The following is an 18,783-nucleotide window of genomic DNA, read 5'->3' as shown; positions in this document are numbered from 1 at the left end:
TTCTTAGTCTGTGTTCCTAAAATTGGGCCTTTACGGGCTGTTGACCCCCACTTAGAAATTTTTGCTTAACTCAACTTCTTGAAGTGGGGGGCTTACAGCCCGTTAATCTGCGATAAAGGATGATATGATGACAATATTATTGTTTGTAGTTGCCTATCTTATCGGATCCATTCCGACTGCGCTTATTGTTGGAAAGCTAGCTTTTAATATTGATATACGCGAGCACGGAAGCAATAATCCTGGCGCCACAAATACATTAAGGGTTCTTGGAAAAAAAGCCGCTATCATCGTCTTGCTTATCGATGTTGGAAAAGGGGCTCTTGCCGCCTTCCTTCCTACTTTAGCAGGGGTAGAAACGGATGCCTTACTAATTGGACTTTCTGCTGTAATTGGGCATTGCTTTCCAATTTTCGCGGGATTTAGAGGGGGAAAGGCCATTGCCACAACGGCAGGGGTCCTTCTTGTAGCAAATATATGGATGTTTTTGGCTGCCTATTTTGCTTTTTTCTTTATTATATTTATATCGAAATATGTATATTACGGATCACTAGCAGTCGGCCTGACTCTGCTCGTCTATTCCTTTTTCACACCTGGCCGGGAACATGAACTTATTTTTTCTATTTTTCTATTATTTTTGATTTTCCTTCACCGCTCTAATATTCATAATCATTTCCATCGGCGTGAGCCAAAAATTAACGATAAAAATTTAAAGAACGATCGCATTCCGCCAAAGAACAATGCAAATCGTGCATAAAATACTCCATTGCAGCCGAATATTGGTTCGTCCAATATTCGGCTTTCATTTTCAAAACAATCGTTATACCCTCGATTTGAATGGCCCTCTGTATTTTGCTTCACGCAACTCGAGTGCATATGCCTCTAAATTAGGCAGCCCCATTTCCCTTGCAATGGACAGCTCTTTTTCAACATCGTATGGAATTCTGACAATCTCAATTGAAAAAGGCGCAGGCTTGTCCGATAAATAGTCTCCGTGAAGAATCGTATAAGTAGCTTGGGGTATATCAAGTGAATTCCCAACACTACCAGCATTAAATAGTGTCTTTTGAGGTTTCACAGGCTCGATAAGGGCAGCGTGAATATCCCCATAGCCAACGACATCTGGTAATTTCCCATTATGATTGATGTTCTCCGTATTATCAAACATGGCAAGCTTTTCTTCATATGTATCTCTCATCGGAACAACCCGGTGGTACACACTTTTTGCTGAAGCATGAAAAAGCCTGACATATTTGCCGCTCATATAAAAATCATGATGGAATGGCAAGGATCGAAGATAGTTCATGGCATCCTTATCTAACTGGTCCTGATGCCATTTCACCTCTTCTATTTCAACTGGTCTCTGGATAAAGTCATCCCAATTCCCAAGCACAACGACCTCACAGCTCTCTCTAATTCGTTCAACCGATTTTTGCGAGTTTGGGCCTTTGCCAATGAGATCACCTAAACAGAATATGGTTTGGATCCCTCTGGATTTAATATTGTCCATGACTGCCTCAAGTGCAGTTACATTGCCGTGAATATCTGAAATAACCGCTATACTTCCCATCTGCCTGCCCTCCCAACTTTTAGTAATAGTTTCTCCATATTTAGTCATATCCCTTTATTTTTTCGAAAGTTGATTTTTTCTACTGTTGCATATATGTTAAAATAACAACAGGCTTTCAATGCCATTATTCTATTTATCCAAGGAGAAGGATTATGTCAAAAGTATTTGTATTCGGTCATAAAAACCCTGACACAGATTCAATCTGTTCTGCTATAGCGTACGCAGAATTAAAAACAAAATTAGGTGTAGAGGCAGAACCGATCCGCTTAGGACAAGTAAATGCTGAAACTCAATTTGCGCTTGATACTTTCAAGGTTGAGGCACCGCGTCTAGTTGAAGCCGTATCTAAGGAAGTTAGTGAAGTCATTCTTGTCGACCACAATGAATTCCAACAAAGTGCTGATGATATTCGTGATGTAAGAATTCTTGAAGTCATTGACCATCACCGCATCGCCAACTTTGAAACGAGCGACCCTCTTTATTACCGCGCAGAACCGGTCGGCTGCACTGCAACTATTTTAAAGAAACTCTATAAGGAAAACGCTGTGGAAATTAGTAAAGAAACAGCTGGATTAATGCTTTCAGCGATTATTTCTGATTCCTTATTGTTCAAATCTCCTACATGCACAGAGGAAGATGTGGCAGCAGCACGCGAGCTAGCAGAAATTGCTGGAGCCAATGCTGAGGAATATGGTTTAGCTATGCTTAAGGCAGGTGCAGACCTGAGTGATAAAACGATTGATCAATTAATCTCTCTAGATGCCAAAGAATTTCAAATGGGCAGTTACAAAACGGAAATTGCTCAAGTAAATGCTGTAGATCTAAATGACGTTCTAAGCCGCCAGGACGAGCTCGAAGCAAAGCTATCCGAAGTTGTTAAAAGCAAGGAATTAGATTTATTCCTTTTCGTTCTTACTGACATTTTAAACAATGATTCCGTTGCCATTGCTGTTGGAAACGAAACGAAAGCAGTGGAAGAGGCTTATAACGTAAAGCTTGAAAATAACCGCGCCCTATTAAAAGGCGTTGTTTCCCGTAAGAAACAGATCGTTCCAGGACTTACAAGAGCTTTAACTGAAAAATAATAATGACCACAAAAAAGGAGAAACAATTAGTTGTTCCTCCTTTTTTCTATGCTTTATAATTCCAAGTATTCCTTCGTTAAACGATCCATTAATTCCTTTACTGTCGTTTCTGTTGCAAGGCGCAATCCCTGGCCTGCCCACAAGGACATATACTCACGGTTATTTAATTTAACAGCCTGTTTTCTTATAGGACCTGTTAAATCATTCTGCAAGGGAAAAGGAAGAATGCCGGACGATTGACCTTCCATTTCCTTTATAAAGTCATTGCGAATACCCCTAGCCAGTTTCCCGGAAAAAGCCTTCGTTAACGTGGTTTGCTCCTCGGTCGAATTTAATATTGCTTCCTTATAAATAGAATGTGCTCCACTTTCTTTACATGTTAAAAAGGCAGTTCCAAGCTGGACACCCTTTGCCCCTAGAATGAAGGCTGCAGCCATTCCTCTTGCATCCATAATTCCACCGGCAGCAATGACAGGCAGTTTAACAGCATCTGCAATTTGTGGAATCAGAGCCATTGAACCAATTAACCCACTGCCTTCCTCATGAAAGGTTCCCCGGTGGCCGCCTGCCTCACTTCCCTGGGCAACAATCATATCGACACCAGATGACTCTAGCTCTAAAGCCTCATTCACATTCGTAGCTGTTCCGATTACAATGGTTCTCTGCTTCTTTAACTCCTTTATGACGCCTTCATCAGGAATGCCAAAAGTAAAGCTGCATATCGGAACCGTTGTATTTAGAACGACTTCTAATTGCTGTTTAAAAAGAGCCTGATAATCTTTTTCTATCTGGGGGCTGCCTTCTTCTATTCCCATATCTTCTTGATGTTTTTTTAAAACATTAACGGCATGAGCAAATCCTTCTTCTGTGCAAGAAACCTGATGATTTGGGACAAATAAATTTACCCCAAATGGCTTGGCTGTTAAGGCTTTAATCGACTTAATTGCCTCGTTCATTTCTTCCGGCAGCATATAACCTGCACCAAGATTGCCGAGCCCGCCGCAGTTTGATGTCTCGCTGATTAACGCTGGTGTTGTAATTCCGCCTGCCATTGGTGCCTGAAAAATTGGATAAGAGATGCCAAGCCTTTCAGTTACCTCATTTTGCATACTTTTCACGACAAGCACATCCTTTAGAATTACTTACTTTGTTCTGCCAATCGATCAATAATACTTTCTGCTACTATATGCCATAGTGAAGAGTCTTCCACATAGGAATCTTTTAACCTTTTATACAATGCCATTTGCTTCTCTTTAAATTCAGGATCATCCTGAGAAGGAAGCTGACCACGCTCACGGTCCACTATTTCCTGAATCTGTTTCGCTCTAGGACCCCAAACAGCCTGCTCTTCTCCATCCTTATCGATAAAAACAAAAATTGGAATGGCTCTTGATGTCCCATTTGTTAAATATTGATCCATTAATTCAAGGTTTTGATCCCTTAAGACGAATCGGACTTCCATATCAATCTCTGCAGCAATTTTTAATAAAACTGGGTTATTTAAGAGTGCATCTCCACACCAGTCCTCCGTTAAGACAATGGCTTTTAAACCTTTTTCTTTAAAAGGAGCCAGTCTTTCTTTTTCCGTATCTGATAGTGAAAATTTCTCAAGGATAAGGGTCATTTCTTCCTGGTTAACCGTCATTCCTGTTATGTACTGATCAGCTGTTAAACCTTTTTCAAACCATTGATTTAAGCTCATTATAGCCCTCCTATTGTTTCGAAGTTATTCTTACTTATTATGACATATCCATTCCGTGAAAGTGAAATGGATAGACTTGCTTTCATTTTTTGTCGCTATATGAAAATTAACAAGTCTTTTCCTGGGAAATACACTTGAAATATGTCGACACTTTAGGATAAAAAGTCGAAAAGCTGATGGAAATAATCCACCAGCTTTTTCATCTTATCTTTTCTTTAATTCCTCTAACAATAACTTATTGACTAATGGAGGATTTGCTTGTCCTTTTGTTGCCTTCATAATTTGTCCAACAAAGAAACCAAGCGCTTTTTCTTTTCCATTTTTATAATCATCAATGATTTTCGGATTATTATCCAATACCTCAGAGATGATTTTTAGGAGTGCTCCTTCGTCAGAGATTTGAACTAATCCTTTCGCTTTCACGATTTGTTCAGCATCTCCGCCGTTTTCAATTAATTCCTTGAAAACAGTCTTCGCAATTTTTGAAGAGATTGTGCCGTTTTCAATCAGCTTGATCATACCGGCCAGCCCTTCTGGAGTTAAAGCTGTATCTGCAAGCTCTTTTTGCTCTGCCTTTAAATAAGCTGAGACATCACCCATGATCCAGTTGGATGCTTGCTTTGGATCTGCACCAGCATTTACTGTTGCCTCGAAGAAGTCAGCTGATTCCTTGATGACAGTTAATACAGCTGCATCATAGACAGGTAATCCAAGCTCTTCGATATAACGTTTTTGTCGCTGATCTGGAAGCTCAGGAATTTCAGCGCGGATCCGCTCTTTCCATTCATCATCAATATGAACATCGATTAAATCCGGATCAGGGAAATAACGATAATCGTCTGCTCCCTCTTTCACACGCATAAGGATTGTCGTATTTGTCGCTTCATCATACCTGCGCGTTTCTTGATTAATCACGCCGCCTGAACGTACTACTTCCTCTTGACGGCTTACTTCATATTCAATCCCTTTACGAATGAAGTTAAAGGAGTTCAAGTTCTTTAGCTCTGTTTTCGTTCCGAATTCTTCCTGTCCAACTGGGCGGATCGAAATATTTGCATCACAACGAAGAGACCCTTCCTCCATTTTACAATCAGAAACACCTGTGTATTGAATAATGGACTTTAATTTTTCAAGATAAGCATAAGCTTCGTTCGCTGTACGAATATCTGGCTCGGAAACTATCTCGATGAGCGGAGTGCCCGCACGGTTGAAATCACATAATGAATATCCATTTCCATGAGTTAGCTTTCCGGCATCCTCTTCTAAATGAATACGAGTAATCCCGATTCTTTTCTTATAGCCATCTACTTCAATATCAATCCAGCCATGCTCTCCAATTGGCTTATCCAGTTGAGAGATTTGGTAGGCTTTCGGGTTATCCGGATAAAAATAGTTCTTCCGGTCAAATGTCGTAACTGGAGCAATTTCGCAGTTAAGAGCTAACGCCGCCTTCATCCCAAATTCAACTACTTTCTTATTTAGGACAGGCAGAACCCCTGGATACCCAAGGTCAATGACCGTTGTATTCGTATTCGGTTCAGCTCCGAAGTGATTCGGGCTAGCCGAGAAGATTTTTGAATCTGTTTTTAATTCAACGTGTACTTCAAGTCCAATAACCGTTCCAAATTCCATTACTTTCCCCCCTTACAGTGTTGGTTTTCGTTTATGATAATCTGTTGCCTGTTCGAAGGCATGTGCCACACGATATACCGTACTTTCATCAAAGTGCTTGCCAATGATTTGCAGCCCTAACGGCAGGCCGTTATCAAATCCGCACGGAATAGAAATTCCTGGTACACCTGCAAGGTTTACTGGGATTGTCAAAATATCATTTGCATACATAGTCAAAGGATCTTCGATTGACTCACCGATTTTGAATGCTGGTTTTGGTGATGTTGGTCCAACAATAACATCAAACTTGCTCAGCACATCATCGAAATCCTTCTTGATTAATGTACGTACTTTTTGTGCCTTCTTATAGTAAGCATCATAATAGCCAGAGCTTAATGCAAACGTTCCTAGCATGATGCGAAGTTTAACTTCGTCGCCAAATCCTTCTGCACGTGTCTTTTTATAAAGATCAAGCAAGTTTTCAGGATTCTCCGTTCTGTATCCATATCGAACTCCATCAAAACGAGCAAGATTCGCTGAAGCCTCAGAAGAAGATAATAGATAATAAGATGCCAATGCATATTTGGAATGCGGAAGGGAAACTTCTTCCCATGTAGCGCCAAGCTTTTCAAGTACTTTTAATGAATCTAATACAGATTGGCGCGCTGTTTCTCCTACACCTTCACCTAAATATTCCTTCGGTACGGCAATTTTTAACCCTTTAATGTCTCCAGTTAATGACTCTACAAAATTAGGAACTTCGATGTTCGCAGAAGTAGAATCCATTGGATCTAGACCGGAAATCGCCTGCATTAAATAGGCATTGTCTTCAACCGTTCTTGTGATTGGACCAACTTGGTCAAACGATGAAGCAAAGGCGACAATGCCGAAACGGGACACACGGCCATATGTCGGCTTCATCCCAACAACGCCACAAAAAGCAGCAGGCTGTCTAATGGAGCCGCCTGTATCTGTTCCTAAAGAAAACAACACTTCTCCAGAGGCAACAGCAGCAGCAGAGCCACCTGAAGATCCGCCTGGTACCACATCTAAATTCCATGGATTTCGAGTCTTCTTGAAAGCAGAATGCTCAGTAGTGGATCCCATCGCAAATTCATCCATATTTAATTTCCCAATGGTAATCGTTTCTGCTTGATGTAATTTATTCACAACTGTTGCATCATAGATTGGATCAAAGTTTTCTAACATTTTACTTGCACATGTTGTACGCAAGCCTTTTGTAACGATATTATCCTTCAAGCCAATCGGCATTCCAAATAGGAGCCCCTTTGATTCATCCGTACCTAATTTTTCATCTAGTTTACGCGCTTTTTCACGAGCATTTTCTTCATCTAATGTGATAAAGGCCTGTACCTTATCTTCGACTGCGCTTATACGCTTATATGATTCATCAACAAGATCAGTGACCGAAACTTCTTTTTTATGTAAAAGCTCGTGTAACTCTGAAACTTTATGATCAAATAAACTCATCGTATTTCCCCCCTTACTCGATAATAGACGGCACTTTCACTTGCCCGTCCTGATGATCTGGTGCATTTTTTAGAACCTCTGATTGCGGTAAGCCTTCTTGAGGGACATCCTCTCTCATCACATTTTTCATATCTAAAACATGAGAAGTCGGTTCCACATTGTCTGTATCCAATTCATTTAGCTGTTCAGCAAAGGTAATCATTGAACCCAGCTGTTTCGAGAACATCTCAGCTTCTTCTTCTGTTATGGCCAATCTTGCTAAGTTTGCCACACGTTTTACTTGTTCGGTTGAAATTTTAGACATTTATCGACACCTCCAAAAGTGTAATTCCATAGACACAATAATATAGATAATATCAAACTTTCACACGTTAAAGCAATTTTTTTATAGCGTATATTTGACATGTACCTATGCCATTTTATCATGAGTTCTGACAATTCGCATTGGTCAAAATAAAGAAATGCCCGTCATGGGGGGTGACGGACTTTTGGAGTGGGATGCGAACATGAAATGTCCGTCAGTAGGCTAGTGACGGACTTTTCATTAGGTTTTCCACTTTTTATCTAACTCCTTGAAAATAACGAAAAGAATCCCTTTTTCTTTTTAGGAGCTTTTTTGATCGGCACTTCTTTTTTTACATATATCTCCTCTTTATCAATCGCATAGTCATGAGCAAGAGCTAAGCCAATTTCTGAATTATAATCCTTATTAGTCACCATTGTGTATTCTACCCTATATTTTGTAGCTAGTTTGGTATATTTTGAAAGTTCTTCGTAATTCATATTTCCATTTAAGTAAAGATGAGCTTTCCCATTATCCTTTAGCGCCTTTTCAACTTGAGGATAGATGCCGTCTTCTCTAATTTGTGATTGTGTAAGGGCAATCACGATTCGTTCTCGCAAAGTTCCAAGGAATTTCCTTCGTTCATCAGGCTTTGTTTGCTTCTGGCCATGGATTCCCTGGAGGATATAATCATCGATATTATTAGACAAAGTAATACCTCCTGTTGTTTTTTTCTCAACAGCCACCAATAAGTTAATTGTATATAGATTTTAAAAGAAGGGCTATTAATATGTATGTTTTATTGTATCAAGAGGTGTCATCTTTGAAAAATCATACGACAAAAAAATCCCCCCTTCACAAAGAAGAGAGGATAAAATGGGAGAAAAATTGGTCAAAAATCACGATAGAATGATTGATAAACGAAAATTAATTAGATAAACATACTGCAGTCATACAAAATCATCATACTTCCTGTTTTGCGGATGTAAACTGCTCCTCTTCCGTTGAACCCTTTAAGGCGGTTGTGGAAGAGGTTCCACCTGTAATCGTCATTGATACTTTATCGAAATATCCGGTCCCCACCTCCCTTTGATGTCTAGTAGCTGTATAGCCCTGCACCTCGCTTGCAAATTCAGCCTCCTGTAATTCTGAATAAGCAGCCATGCCACGGTCTCTGTAGCCACGAGCCAATTCAAACATGCTGTGGTTTAAGGCATGGAAGCCAGCAAGGGTAACGAATTGGAATTTGTAGCCCATTTTTCCAAGCTCAATTTGGAACTTCGCAATCGTTTCATCATCAAGCTTGCTCTTCCAGTTGAATGATGGAGAACAGTTATAGGCAAGCATTTTGCCAGGAAACTTTTCATGAATGGCTTCAGCAAAGCGCCTTGCCTCATCCAGATTAGGCTCCGCCGTTTCGCACCAGACAAGGTCCGCATATGGGGCATAGGCTAATCCTCTTGCAATAGCTTGGTCAAGACCTGCTTTAGTCCGGAAAAACCCTTCAGGTGTTCGATCTCCCGTAATGAAAGGTGCATCATATGAATCTACATCACTAGTAATTAAATCCGCCGCATTCGCGTCTGTTCTAGCAACTACTAGAGTCGGCACACCCATTACATCTGCTGCTAACCTAGCAGCAATTAGGTTTTTAACGGCTGTCTGTGTCGGTAATAAAACCTTTCCTCCAAGATGTCCGCATTTTTTCTCGGAAGAGAGCTGATCCTCAAAATGGACGCCTGCTGCTCCGGCTTCAATCATCCCTTTCATTAATTCGAACACATTCAGCTGGCCGCCAAACCCAGCCTCCGCATCAGCCACAATCGGAGCGAACCAGTCAATGGATGAATCCCCTTCCATATGATGAATTTGATCTGCACGCTGCAGGGCCTGATTAATTCTCTTGACTACGCTTGGAACACTGTTAGCTGGATACAGGCTTTGATCAGGATACATATGACCGGAAAGATTGGCATCTGCCGCTACTTGCCAGCCGCTTAAATAGATTGCCTTCAATCCTGCTTTTACCTGCTGAACAGCCTGATTTCCTGTCAATGCTCCTAACGCATGAACAAAATCCTCTTCATTCACAAGCTTCCAAAGCTTTTCAGCTCCCCTACGTGCCAGTGTATATTCAATATCGATGGAGCCCCTTAATTGAATGACCTCTTCTGCAGAATATGGTCTTTCAATCCCTTTCCAGCGTGCATCCATCTCCCAGCTTTCCTGCAATTGCTTCACTCTTGAATCATTCATTTGTGTTACTCCTCCTTTAAAATGTTTTGATGAAATTCAATGTTGTTATATTACAATTCATATTATACATTTTGTATTATATAACAGATAATTCTGAAAGGGAACCCCATTTTATAAATATTTTGAAAATTCTAATCGATCATTCATAGAATTCAACTATTTTCCGCTCACCGCTTTTTTATTCTTAAACAGGGAATGGGACGGCGTTTCTTTTACCGATGACCACCTTTTTGACCTTGAACGGGCAATGAGACGGCGTTCCATTTACCTGCAACTGCCTTTTTAATCTTGAACGGACAATGTGACGGCGTTTCTTTTACCGGCAACTGCCTTTTTAACCTTGGACGGGCAATGAGACACCGTTCCTTTTACCGGCAACTGCCTTTTTAACCTTGAACGGGGAATGAGATAGCGTTTCTTTTACCGACAACTACCTTTTTAACCTTGAACGGGCAATAAGACAGCGTTTCTTTTACCGGCAACTGCCTTTTAGAATTTGAATGGGGAATGAAATTATATTTTCCCCTTAAAATCTTCTACGCTGAATATTTCTTAACGAAAAAAAAGAGTGATCTGTCCAATGACAAATCACTCTTTTTGAAATTAAAACATTTCTGAAGTTGTTTTTGCTTGCATGTGAAGAAGCAGATAATCAGGTCCGCCTGCTTTAGAGTCAGTTCCTGACATGTTGAATCCGCCGAATGGCTGGTAGCCTACAATGGCACCTGTACAGCCGCGGTTAAAGTATAAGTTTCCAACATGGAAATCTTCACGTGCTTTTTCTTGGTTCATGCGGTTGTTGGTAATAACTGCACCCGTTAAACCGTATTCTGTGTTGTTAGCAATGTCAATCGCTTCATCGAAATCTTTAGCTTTTGTAAAGCCTACAACTGGTCCAAAGATTTCTTCCTTCATGATGCGAGATTCTGGTGAAAGGTCAGCGAATACAGTTGGTTTGATGAAGTAGCCTTTGGAATCGTCCCCTTCGCCGCCTGTCATTAGCTTACCTTCTTGCTTTCCAATTTCAATATAGCTCATGATTTTATTGTAAGCACTTTGGTCAATAACTGTTGCCATGTAATTATTTTGATCTACTGGATCACCTTGTGTTAGTTGATTTGTTAATTCAACAACACGGTTTAATACTTGATCATAAACATCTTCAACAACTACTGCACGTGAACATGCAGAACATTTTTGTCCGGAGAATCCGAAAGCAGAAGCAACAATAGAAGTCGCAGCTAGTTCAAGATCTGCTTCTTTATCGACAACAATCGTGTCTTTTCCGCCCATTTCTGCGATTAAACGCTTCATCCAAATTTGACCTTCATTCAGCTTAGATGAACGTTCGAAAATACGCAGACCAACGTCACGAGAACCTGTGAAGCTGATGAAACGAGTGTCTTTATGGTCAACTAAGTAGTCGCCCACTTCTGCACCGCTCCCTGGAACGAAGTTAAGAACACCTGCTGGAAGTCCTGCTTCTTCCATGACTTCAACGAATTTCGCTGCAACAATTGGTGTTGTTGAAGCTGGTTTAAGTAAAACAGTGTTTCCTGTTACGATTGCAGCAACTGTCGTACCAGCCATAATCGCTAATGGGAAGTTCCAAGGAGAGATAATGATTCCTACTCCTAATGGAATGTAGTCATAACGGTTATATTCGTTTGGACGGCTGTTTACTGGAACACCATCTTTAATACGCAGCATTTGACGTGCGTAATATTCTAAGAAATCAATCGCTTCTGCAGTATCTGCATCTGCTTCATTCCATGGCTTTCCTGCTTCTTTTGTTAAAAGAGCAGAGAATTCATGCTTGCGGCGGCGGATAATCGCTGCTGCTTTGAAAAGAACGTCTGCACGAATTTCCGGCTTAACCTTTTTCCATGTTTTGAACGCTTCAACAGCAGCCTGCATGGCTTTTTCGGCTAATTCTTGGCTTGCTTTAGACACACGACCAATTACTTCTTCCTTATTAGCAGGATTGTATGAAGTAATTTTATCTTCAGTCGTAATGCGTTCTCCGCCAATAACTAAATCGTAGTCTTTTCCTAAATAGCCTTCAACCGTTTTTAAACCTGTTAAATAAGCTTCACGGTTTTCTTCTACTTTAAAATTTGTGAATGGTTCATGTTTGTAAGGTTGTACCATTTTCTTCGCCTCCACATTTCTACTAAAAATGACAAATGAACACGTAATAAACGAATCGCCAATTTTTTGTGCTCACTGTTATCTTTGTATAGCTTTTGCATCCAATTCCCATTTTAACATGTTTTGATTTAACCGTTCAAACAACACGGTCTAATTTTTGGAAAGTTAAAAAACAGACTTCTCCTCATCCTCGTATATTTTTCACGAATAATGAATTTTGACTCTTCCATTCCATCTCAAAACATACTAATTGTAAATGTGAACGAATGGTTCATTTTGGTCAGCTTTGCGGACAATCAAGGCTTCCGGACCATAAACGGATGAAACATTAACCTCTATGGAGATATATTCCGGAAAATGTTTCATCACAAGACTTGCAACATATTGAGTAAATCCAATCCCTTCAGCCTTTCCATAAAACTGTATTGGAATATTAATGGATAGCTCTTGCATCTGTCCCTGAACATAATACGCTTTACCAATTACCCCATTAAAATTAGGAAAATAGGATTCGACATCTTGTTTAAAGTTCAAAAAGGATGTTAAATCATCGCGATGATTTTCAGTCGCAGCTGTTGATGGAAATTGGACATACTTTTCATCAATCTTTTCCCATCCTCCTAGTTTAGAGCTGCCCTTTGGGGCATTCGCATAAGCGAAGAAATTCCCAGGAACGACGGATGTTTTACTTTGCTGTTCAAATAAGGCAATGGTAATCGGAACATCCTTGAGTTGATCCATTTGCCGCAATCTGCTTAATACCTCATCCGCGAGCTTCTTTCCCTCTTTTTCAAGTTCGGCATGACTAATTTTTGTTTCATATGTCGGCCCATATTGGATCTTTTGGTAATAGTAAATGGAATTGAGAGCTAGCCCGACGACGACTCCTCCCAATTTATACTTTCCCTCGTCATTTTTAATTAGATAATTATGTTCTAAAATATGGGCCAGGTATTTCGGGGTCTCTTCTTTTCCATTATCAAGAGGGTTAAGTCCAATGTTGTCCTCTTCCTTTAATTTATTCTCTTCTAATTGGTCAGAAGTGAATTTTCGGTTTAGCCAGAGGCCAACTGTCTTTCTTTTTAAATGCTGTCCTTCTTGAAACATATATTTATCCGGGTCAAAATTGTTTTGTGCAACCCGCATTAGGCCCGTTTCAAACTCTGTAATATCATATTTTGAATTAATATTACCTACGACGAGTCCTCTTGATTCACTCGGTTCAAAAGGCAAAATCGTACGGTAGTACTGATCCGAAATCCTATAGCTTGGAATTATTGCTTTCTCTTTAGCATCCTCTTTTTCATGGACCACTTCATCCTGTCCATTGAACTTTGGCGCACACCCGGCAAGAAGAAGGCTTAAAGAAAGAGCAAGCAATATTATTTTTTTCACGGAATTCCCACTCTCTCCTTTTGTCTTTAGAAAATCTAATCCTTTAATTCCTCCACAAGTCTCTCTTCATCCCAAATATCGATTCCTAATTCCTGTGCTTTCGTCAGCTTCGAACCTGCATCCTCACCTGCGATCACAATATCTGTTTTCTTACTTACACTTCCAGATACTTTACCACCTAATGCCTCAATCTGATCCTTTGCTTCATTTCTAGACAGCCTTTCAAGCTTTCCTGTTAACACAATTGTTTTTCCAGCAAAAATGGACTCTGAATTTTCAGCAGTTACGAGCTTAGGACCTTTATATTCCATATTCACGTCAGCTTCTCTGAGCTCTTGAAGAAGTTCTTTAACCTCCTCTTGTTCAAAAAAGGCAACAATGGAATCAGCCATTTTCTCACCGATTTCATTTATGGCAAGAAAATCATCGCGAGTAGCTGCTTCAAGACCTTCCATGGATCCAAATTGCTGGGCAATGGTTTTGGCTGCTTTTTCCCCAACATGACGGATACCTAATCCAAAAATAAGCTTTTCTAGTGAATTTTGCTTAGAGGCTTCGATCGCAGCCAGTAAATTTTGAACTGACTTTTCTCCCATACGCTCAAGCTGAATAAGCTGTTCATACTTCAGCTTATACAAATCTGCTACATCATGGATCAGATTTTCCGCAAATAATTGGCTAATCACCTTTTCTCCTAATCCATCAATATTCATCGCATTTCGGGAGACAAAATGAATGAGACCTTCACGGATTTGTGCTGGACACTTTGGATTAATGCAGCGTAAGGCGACCTCTCCGTCTAGGCGAATGAGCTCACTTTCACATTCTGGGCAATGAGTCGGCATATGAAATTCTTCTTCTTCCCCTGTTCTTCGGTCAGCTAATACATTAACCACTTCAGGAATAATGTCACCTGCTTTTTTCACAACGACTTGATCCCCAATTCGGATATCCTTTTCTCGAATTAAATCCTCATTGTGAAGAGAAGCACGCTGAACCGTAGATCCAGCCACACGGACTGGCTCCAGGATCGCTGTTGGTGTCACGACACCTGTTCTACCTACGCTTAATTCAATAGCCTTTAAAGTTGTAATAACCTCTTCAGCTGGAAACTTATAGGCAATGGCCCATCGTGGACTCTTTGCTGTTGTTCCAAGATCCTGCTGCTGTTCAAACGAGTCCACCTTAATCACAATACCATCGATTTCATACGCGAGCTGAGGACGTTCTTTCGTCCATTTTTCTACATATTCAATGACCTCATGGATGTCCGCACACTTTTTTCGCTGCTTATTCGTCTTAAATCCTAGCGAATCTAAAAAGTCCAATGCCTCACTATGTGAATCGATAGCTGTTTCACCTGTATCTGTCACACTATATAGGAAAACATCAAGATTTCTAGAAGCGGCAATTCGCGGATCAAGCTGGCGCAGTGAACCCGCTGCCGCATTTCGTGGGTTGGCAAAAAGCTCTTCACCCTTCTCCACTCTTTGATGATTCAATGACTCGAAGGAACGCTTTGGCATGAATGCTTCGCCGCGGGCTTCCAGTGAAACCTCCTTATTTAAGCGAAGCGGAATGGAACGAATCGTTCGCAGGTTAGCTGTAATATTCTCTCCAGTGGATCCATCCCCTCTCGTTGCACCGAGAACAAATAATCCATCTTCATAGCGAAGAGATACAGCTAATCCATCAATTTTCAACTCGCATACATAGGAAAAATCATCCCCAACAACCTGGCGGATACGGCGGTCAAAATCCATTAAGTCTTGCTCGCTAAAAGCATTGCTAAGACTTAACATTTGGGACTGGTGCTGTACTTTTTCGAACATATCCAGAACCTCTCCGCCAACCCGTTGCGTAGGTGAATCAGATGATTTTAGTTCCGGAAATCCTTCCTCTATTTCAACTAACTCTCTCATAAGCCTATCGTATTCCGCATCCGGAACAGATGGCTGATCAAGAACATGATACTCATAATTATATTGATTTAATAAATTTTTCAATTCATTTACTTTATTTTCAGCCATTTGAAGATCCATAGATTCAACCCCTTTCATAGAAAAAGCTCGGAACTCCTATCCCTTAGTTATCGGCGCAAACTTAGCCAATAATCGTTTGATCCCGATTGGTTTTGGGAAAGCAATATCCAATTCAATGCCTTCTCCTTCACCCTTCACACTAACAACGGTACCCGTACCCCATTTGCCATGCACCGCTTTGTCGCCAACCTTCCAGCCTAATTCATCTCCGCCTGTTGCATTCATGGCTGGACGAATCACTGGCCTTCTAGGCGTTGGTCTTCCCTCTGATGAAGACCCTAGCGCTGTTCCTCCGAAAGGCGAAGCCGATCTTTTTGCTGGCTGGATTCCATCGAGCAAGTCTTCAGGTATTTCTTTTATAAAGCGCGAAGGAGGATTCATATTCGTACGGCCGAACAATGTTCTCAATTGAGCATTAGTTATAAACAGCTCTTCCTCTGCTCTCGTTATTCCTACATATGCGAGTCTGCGTTCTTCCTCCATTTCTGCCTCTTCCATTAATGATCGGCTGTGAGGGAAAACCCCTTCCTCCAGACCAATTAAAAAGACAGTTGGGAATTCAAGACCTTTTGCCGAGTGAAGGGTCATTAAGACAACGGCATCGGCTTTTTCCCCATCATCATCTAGCTTATCAATATCAGCGACTAACGCTAAATCCGTTAGAAAGGCTACTAAGCTTTTGTCATCACTAGCCTCTTCAAAGCTTTTCGTTACGGATAGAAATTCATCCAGGTTTTCGAGACGGCTTTGAGCTTCAATTGATTTTTCCGCAATCAGCATCTCTCGATATCCTGATTTCTCTAGTAATTCTTCCACTAATTCCGTAACAGACAGGTACTCCTGCATTTGCGTATAGTTATTTATTAAATCCCTAAATTCTCCTGCAGCTTTCGTAATCTTCGGGCTTAAACCGATTAGTTCAACAGATTGCAAGGCTTCAAACATCGTCATATCGTGCAGCGATGCAAAGTTAGCAATCTTATCAATCGTTCCTGAACCTATTCCGCGTTTTGGGACATTAATAATTCTTTGTAGGCTTATATCATCACTTGGATTTGCAATCAGTCTTAAATAAGCGAGAATATCTTTAATTTCCTTACGGTCGTAGAACTTAATTCCGCCGACGATGGAGTATTCGATGTTTGATTTTAAAAGAACTTCCTCCATGACACGGGATTGGGCATTCGTGCGATAAAGAATCGCAATATCCGATAAATTCCGCTTTCCGTCTTTCGTAAACTCTTTTATTTTGCCGACAACAAATTGAGCCTCCCCTTGCTCACTATCTGCCCGGTAGTAGAAAATCTTATTTCCTTCGGGATTTTCTGTCCAAAGATTTTTCGCCTTTCGATTCATATTTCTAGAGATCACTTGATTGGCTGCAAGAAGAATTCTTTTCGTGGACCGGTAATTTTGCTCAAGCAGAATCACTTTAGCATTAGAATAATCTTTTTCAAAGGAAAGGATATTGGCAATATCAGCCCCGCGCCAGCGGTAAATAGACTGATCCGAGTCGCCTACAACACATAGATTTCTAAACCTTGCTGCTAAAAGCTTTACGAGCATATATTGTGCTCGATTTGTATCCTGATACTCATCGACATGTATGTACTGGAATTTTCTCTGGTAGTATTCAAGAACATCCGGTACACGCTGGAAAAGCTGAATGGTTATCATTATGAGGTCATCGAAATCTAGTGCTTGGTTTCTTCTGAGTCTCTTTTGATATTCTGTATAAACATCACTTACAACCTGCTGATAATAGTCGCCTGTTGTTTTCGAATATTCCTCAGGTGTTGTCAGTTCATTCTTAGCCGAGCTAATGGAACCAAGGATGGCTCGGGGATCGAATTTCTTCGGGTCTAAGTTTTTATCCTTTAAAATTCCTTTAATCACTGACTGCTGATCGGTAGTATCTAGAATGGTGAAATTACGATTATAGCCAATGCGGTCAATATCTCTCCTTAAAATCCTCACACACATCGAGTGAAAGGTTGAGATCCAAATTTCATCAGCCGCTCCGCCCATCATTCTTTGAATCCTTTCACGCATTTCACGTGCGGCTTTATTCGTGAACGTAATAGCCAAAATATTATATGGATTGACCCCTTTTTCAACCATTAAATAACCAATTCGGTGTGTTAACACTCTTGTCTTGCCACTGCCGGCACCAGCCATTATTAATAGAGGTCCATCTGTTGTCTTTACTGCATTTTGCTGCTCAGGGTTTAATCCCTTTAAAAGCTTATCTGTTAAAAAATTCATTATTTCAATCACCGCCAAACATATGTTCTATTGCTAATATTAACTCTTTTCCTCATGCCATTCAACTGTTATCGTACAGCTTTGACCGTTTCCAAAGCAGCATGTATATCTTTATAAATAACATTTCCAACTACGATTACATTGGCTGAGGCTGCCATTTCGAGAGCCTGTTCCGCTGTTTCTATGCCGCCGCCATAAAATAAGGTTGTATTCTCAAGCGTTTTCCTAACCTCTGATAGTAACTTGGCATCTCCGTATGTTCCGCTATATTCTAAGTAAAAAATAGGGAGATGGAACATTTTTTCTGCCATCATGGCATAAGCCCTGACATCATCAATGGTTAAATCGGTGTTTGCATTTGTCAGCTTAGCAGCTTTGCATTCCTCATTGAGAATACAATAACCTTGCACTATTATTTCATCCCAATTCATGATATCTCCATACTCTTTCACAGCTTCATGGTGCAGTCCTGAAATCCACTTTGTCTCCTTGCTGTTCAAAACCGTTGGAATAAAATATAAATCAAATCCTGGTGTAATGGCTTCGATAGAGGATACTTCCAGCACACATGGGACCGTATATCGGCGGATACGAGCCATTAGATCCAATACCTTGTCTAATGTGATTCCATCCGTTCCACCCACAATAAGTGCGTCGGTTCCTGACTCGCAAATCTTTTCTAAATCCTCATCAGAAATATATTTATCTGGATCGAGCTTAAACACATGGCGCCACTCGCGAACATCATACATCCATACTTCCCCCATTCTATCATTCCATTTCAACATTATATCATTTGTGAAATGAATCAAAAAGTAAAGCGCGGAACAACCAAAATCCAAAAATGTAGATATTTTCAAATGCCCTTCTCAATAATTATAAAAAACAAAAAAGCTAAAGGACACTAAAGGGCGGGAACCATCAAAGTGTGTCCT

15 protein-coding genes are annotated in these 18,783 nt (G+C 40.5%); 2 read left to right on the top strand and 13 right to left on the bottom strand.

What is annotated here, in order from left to right; translation table 11 throughout:
- Window positions 1-127 precede the first annotated feature (127 nt).
- The gene (gene plsY / locus V7127_RS04755) at window positions 128-754 is read left to right on the top strand and encodes a glycerol-3-phosphate 1-O-acyltransferase PlsY (protein ID WP_335354802.1); all 627 of its coding nucleotides are present in this window, start codon (window positions 128-130) and stop codon (window positions 752-754) included.
- 63 nt (window positions 755-817) lie between these two features.
- Here the strand turns inward: plsY and V7127_RS04750 are convergent, their stop codons facing one another.
- Window positions 818-1,567 carry a metallophosphoesterase family protein gene (locus V7127_RS04750; RefSeq protein WP_335354780.1) on the bottom strand — a complete coding sequence of 250 codons (750 nt, stop codon included), beginning with the start codon at window positions 1,565-1,567 and terminating at the stop codon, window positions 818-820.
- Window positions 1,568-1,719: 152 nt separating this feature from the next.
- Between V7127_RS04750 and V7127_RS04745 the strand changes: the two genes are divergently transcribed.
- Window positions 1,720-2,652 (top strand): manganese-dependent inorganic pyrophosphatase, encoded by a 933-nt coding sequence (locus V7127_RS04745; protein ID WP_335354781.1) that lies wholly within the window; start codon window positions 1,720-1,722, stop codon window positions 2,650-2,652.
- 53 nt (window positions 2,653-2,705) lie between these two features.
- Here V7127_RS04745 and V7127_RS04740 read toward each other — a convergent pair whose 3' ends face one another.
- From V7127_RS04740 to V7127_RS04685, 12 genes are all read right to left on the bottom strand, one after another.
- Entirely contained in the window at window positions 2,706-3,761 is a 1,056-nt protein-coding gene (locus V7127_RS04740) for an NAD(P)H-dependent flavin oxidoreductase (protein ID WP_335484017.1), read from the bottom strand.
- A 29-nt stretch (window positions 3,762-3,790) separates the two neighbouring features.
- Window positions 3,791-4,354 (bottom strand): thioredoxin family protein, encoded by a 564-nt coding sequence (locus V7127_RS04735; RefSeq protein WP_335483989.1) that lies wholly within the window; start codon window positions 4,352-4,354, stop codon window positions 3,791-3,793.
- Window positions 4,355-4,558: 204 nt separating this feature from the next.
- Window positions 4,559-5,986: an Asp-tRNA(Asn)/Glu-tRNA(Gln) amidotransferase subunit GatB gene (gatB, locus tag V7127_RS04730; protein ID WP_335354783.1), complete on the bottom strand. Its 1,428-nt coding sequence runs from the start codon at window positions 5,984-5,986 to the stop codon at window positions 4,559-4,561.
- Window positions 5,987-5,998: 12 nt separating this feature from the next.
- Entirely contained in the window at window positions 5,999-7,456 is a 1,458-nt protein-coding gene (gene gatA, locus V7127_RS04725; protein ID WP_335354784.1) for an Asp-tRNA(Asn)/Glu-tRNA(Gln) amidotransferase subunit GatA, read from the bottom strand.
- A gap of 13 nt (window positions 7,457-7,469) precedes the next feature.
- A complete protein-coding gene (gene gatC / locus V7127_RS04720) occupies window positions 7,470-7,760 on the bottom strand; it encodes an Asp-tRNA(Asn)/Glu-tRNA(Gln) amidotransferase subunit GatC (protein ID WP_335354785.1) in 291 nt (96 codons plus the stop codon).
- Window positions 7,761-8,020: 260 nt separating this feature from the next.
- Window positions 8,021-8,449, bottom strand: a complete 429-nt coding sequence (locus V7127_RS04715; RefSeq protein WP_335483986.1) for a YueI family protein — start codon at window positions 8,447-8,449, stop codon at window positions 8,021-8,023.
- Between the two features lie 253 nt (window positions 8,450-8,702).
- Window positions 8,703-9,995 carry an isocitrate lyase gene (aceA, locus tag V7127_RS04710; RefSeq protein WP_335354788.1) on the bottom strand — a complete coding sequence of 431 codons (1,293 nt, stop codon included), beginning with the start codon at window positions 9,993-9,995 and terminating at the stop codon, window positions 8,703-8,705.
- A gap of 603 nt (window positions 9,996-10,598) precedes the next feature.
- Window positions 10,599-12,146, bottom strand: a complete 1,548-nt coding sequence (pruA, locus tag V7127_RS04705; RefSeq protein ID WP_335354789.1) for an L-glutamate gamma-semialdehyde dehydrogenase — start codon at window positions 12,144-12,146, stop codon at window positions 10,599-10,601.
- Between the two features lie 246 nt (window positions 12,147-12,392).
- Window positions 12,393-13,541 carry a CamS family sex pheromone protein gene (locus V7127_RS04700; RefSeq protein WP_335346352.1) on the bottom strand — a complete coding sequence of 383 codons (1,149 nt, stop codon included), beginning with the start codon at window positions 13,539-13,541 and terminating at the stop codon, window positions 12,393-12,395.
- A gap of 35 nt (window positions 13,542-13,576) precedes the next feature.
- A complete protein-coding gene (gene ligA / locus V7127_RS04695) occupies window positions 13,577-15,583 on the bottom strand; it encodes an NAD-dependent DNA ligase LigA (protein ID WP_335483984.1) in 2,007 nt (668 codons plus the stop codon).
- A gap of 36 nt (window positions 15,584-15,619) precedes the next feature.
- Window positions 15,620-17,848 (bottom strand): DNA helicase PcrA, encoded by a 2,229-nt coding sequence (gene pcrA, locus V7127_RS04690; protein ID WP_335483982.1) that lies wholly within the window; start codon window positions 17,846-17,848, stop codon window positions 15,620-15,622.
- A 68-nt stretch (window positions 17,849-17,916) separates the two neighbouring features.
- Window positions 17,917-18,600: a heptaprenylglyceryl phosphate synthase gene (locus tag V7127_RS04685; RefSeq protein ID WP_335483980.1), complete on the bottom strand. Its 684-nt coding sequence runs from the start codon at window positions 18,598-18,600 to the stop codon at window positions 17,917-17,919.
- Between the last annotated feature and the right edge of the window lie 183 nt (window positions 18,601-18,783).

This window comes from Bacillus sp. JJ1773 (assembly GCF_036962035.1).
Classification (GTDB): domain Bacteria; phylum Bacillota; class Bacilli; order Bacillales; family Cytobacillaceae; genus Cytobacillus.
This window is presented reverse-complemented; position numbering and strand designations above follow the sequence as displayed.

Bases quoted from the DNA above. Each gene is read 5' to 3' on its own strand.
- plsY (WP_335354802.1), top strand. From the start codon at position 128: ATGACAATATTATTGTTTGTAGTTGCCTATCTTATCGGATCCATTCCG.
- V7127_RS04750 (WP_335354780.1), bottom strand. From the start codon at position 1,567: ATGGGAAGTATAGCGGTTATTTCAGATATTCACGGCAATGTAACTGCA.
- V7127_RS04745 (WP_335354781.1), top strand. From the start codon at position 1,720: ATGTCAAAAGTATTTGTATTCGGTCATAAAAACCCTGACACAGATTCA.
- V7127_RS04740 (WP_335484017.1), bottom strand. From the start codon at position 3,761: ATGCAAAATGAGGTAACTGAAAGGCTTGGCATCTCTTATCCAATTTTT.
- V7127_RS04735 (WP_335483989.1), bottom strand. From the start codon at position 4,354: ATGAGCTTAAATCAATGGTTTGAAAAAGGTTTAACAGCTGATCAGTAC.
- gatB (WP_335354783.1), bottom strand. From the start codon at position 5,986: ATGGAATTTGGAACGGTTATTGGACTTGAAGTACACGTTGAATTAAAA.
- gatA (WP_335354784.1), bottom strand. From the start codon at position 7,456: ATGAGTTTATTTGATCATAAAGTTTCAGAGTTACACGAGCTTTTACAT.
- gatC (WP_335354785.1), bottom strand. From the start codon at position 7,760: ATGTCTAAAATTTCAACCGAACAAGTAAAACGTGTGGCAAACTTAGCA.
- aceA (WP_335354788.1), bottom strand. From the start codon at position 9,995: ATGAATGATTCAAGAGTGAAGCAATTGCAGGAAAGCTGGGAGATGGAT.
- pruA (WP_335354789.1), bottom strand. From the start codon at position 12,146: ATGGTACAACCTTACAAACATGAACCATTCACAAATTTTAAAGTAGAA.
- ligA (WP_335483984.1), bottom strand. From the start codon at position 15,583: ATGGATCTTCAAATGGCTGAAAATAAAGTAAATGAATTGAAAAATTTA.
- pcrA (WP_335483982.1), bottom strand. From the start codon at position 17,848: ATGAATTTTTTAACAGATAAGCTTTTAAAGGGATTAAACCCTGAGCAG.
- V7127_RS04685 (WP_335483980.1), bottom strand. From the start codon at position 18,600: ATGTATGATGTTCGCGAGTGGCGCCATGTGTTTAAGCTCGATCCAGAT.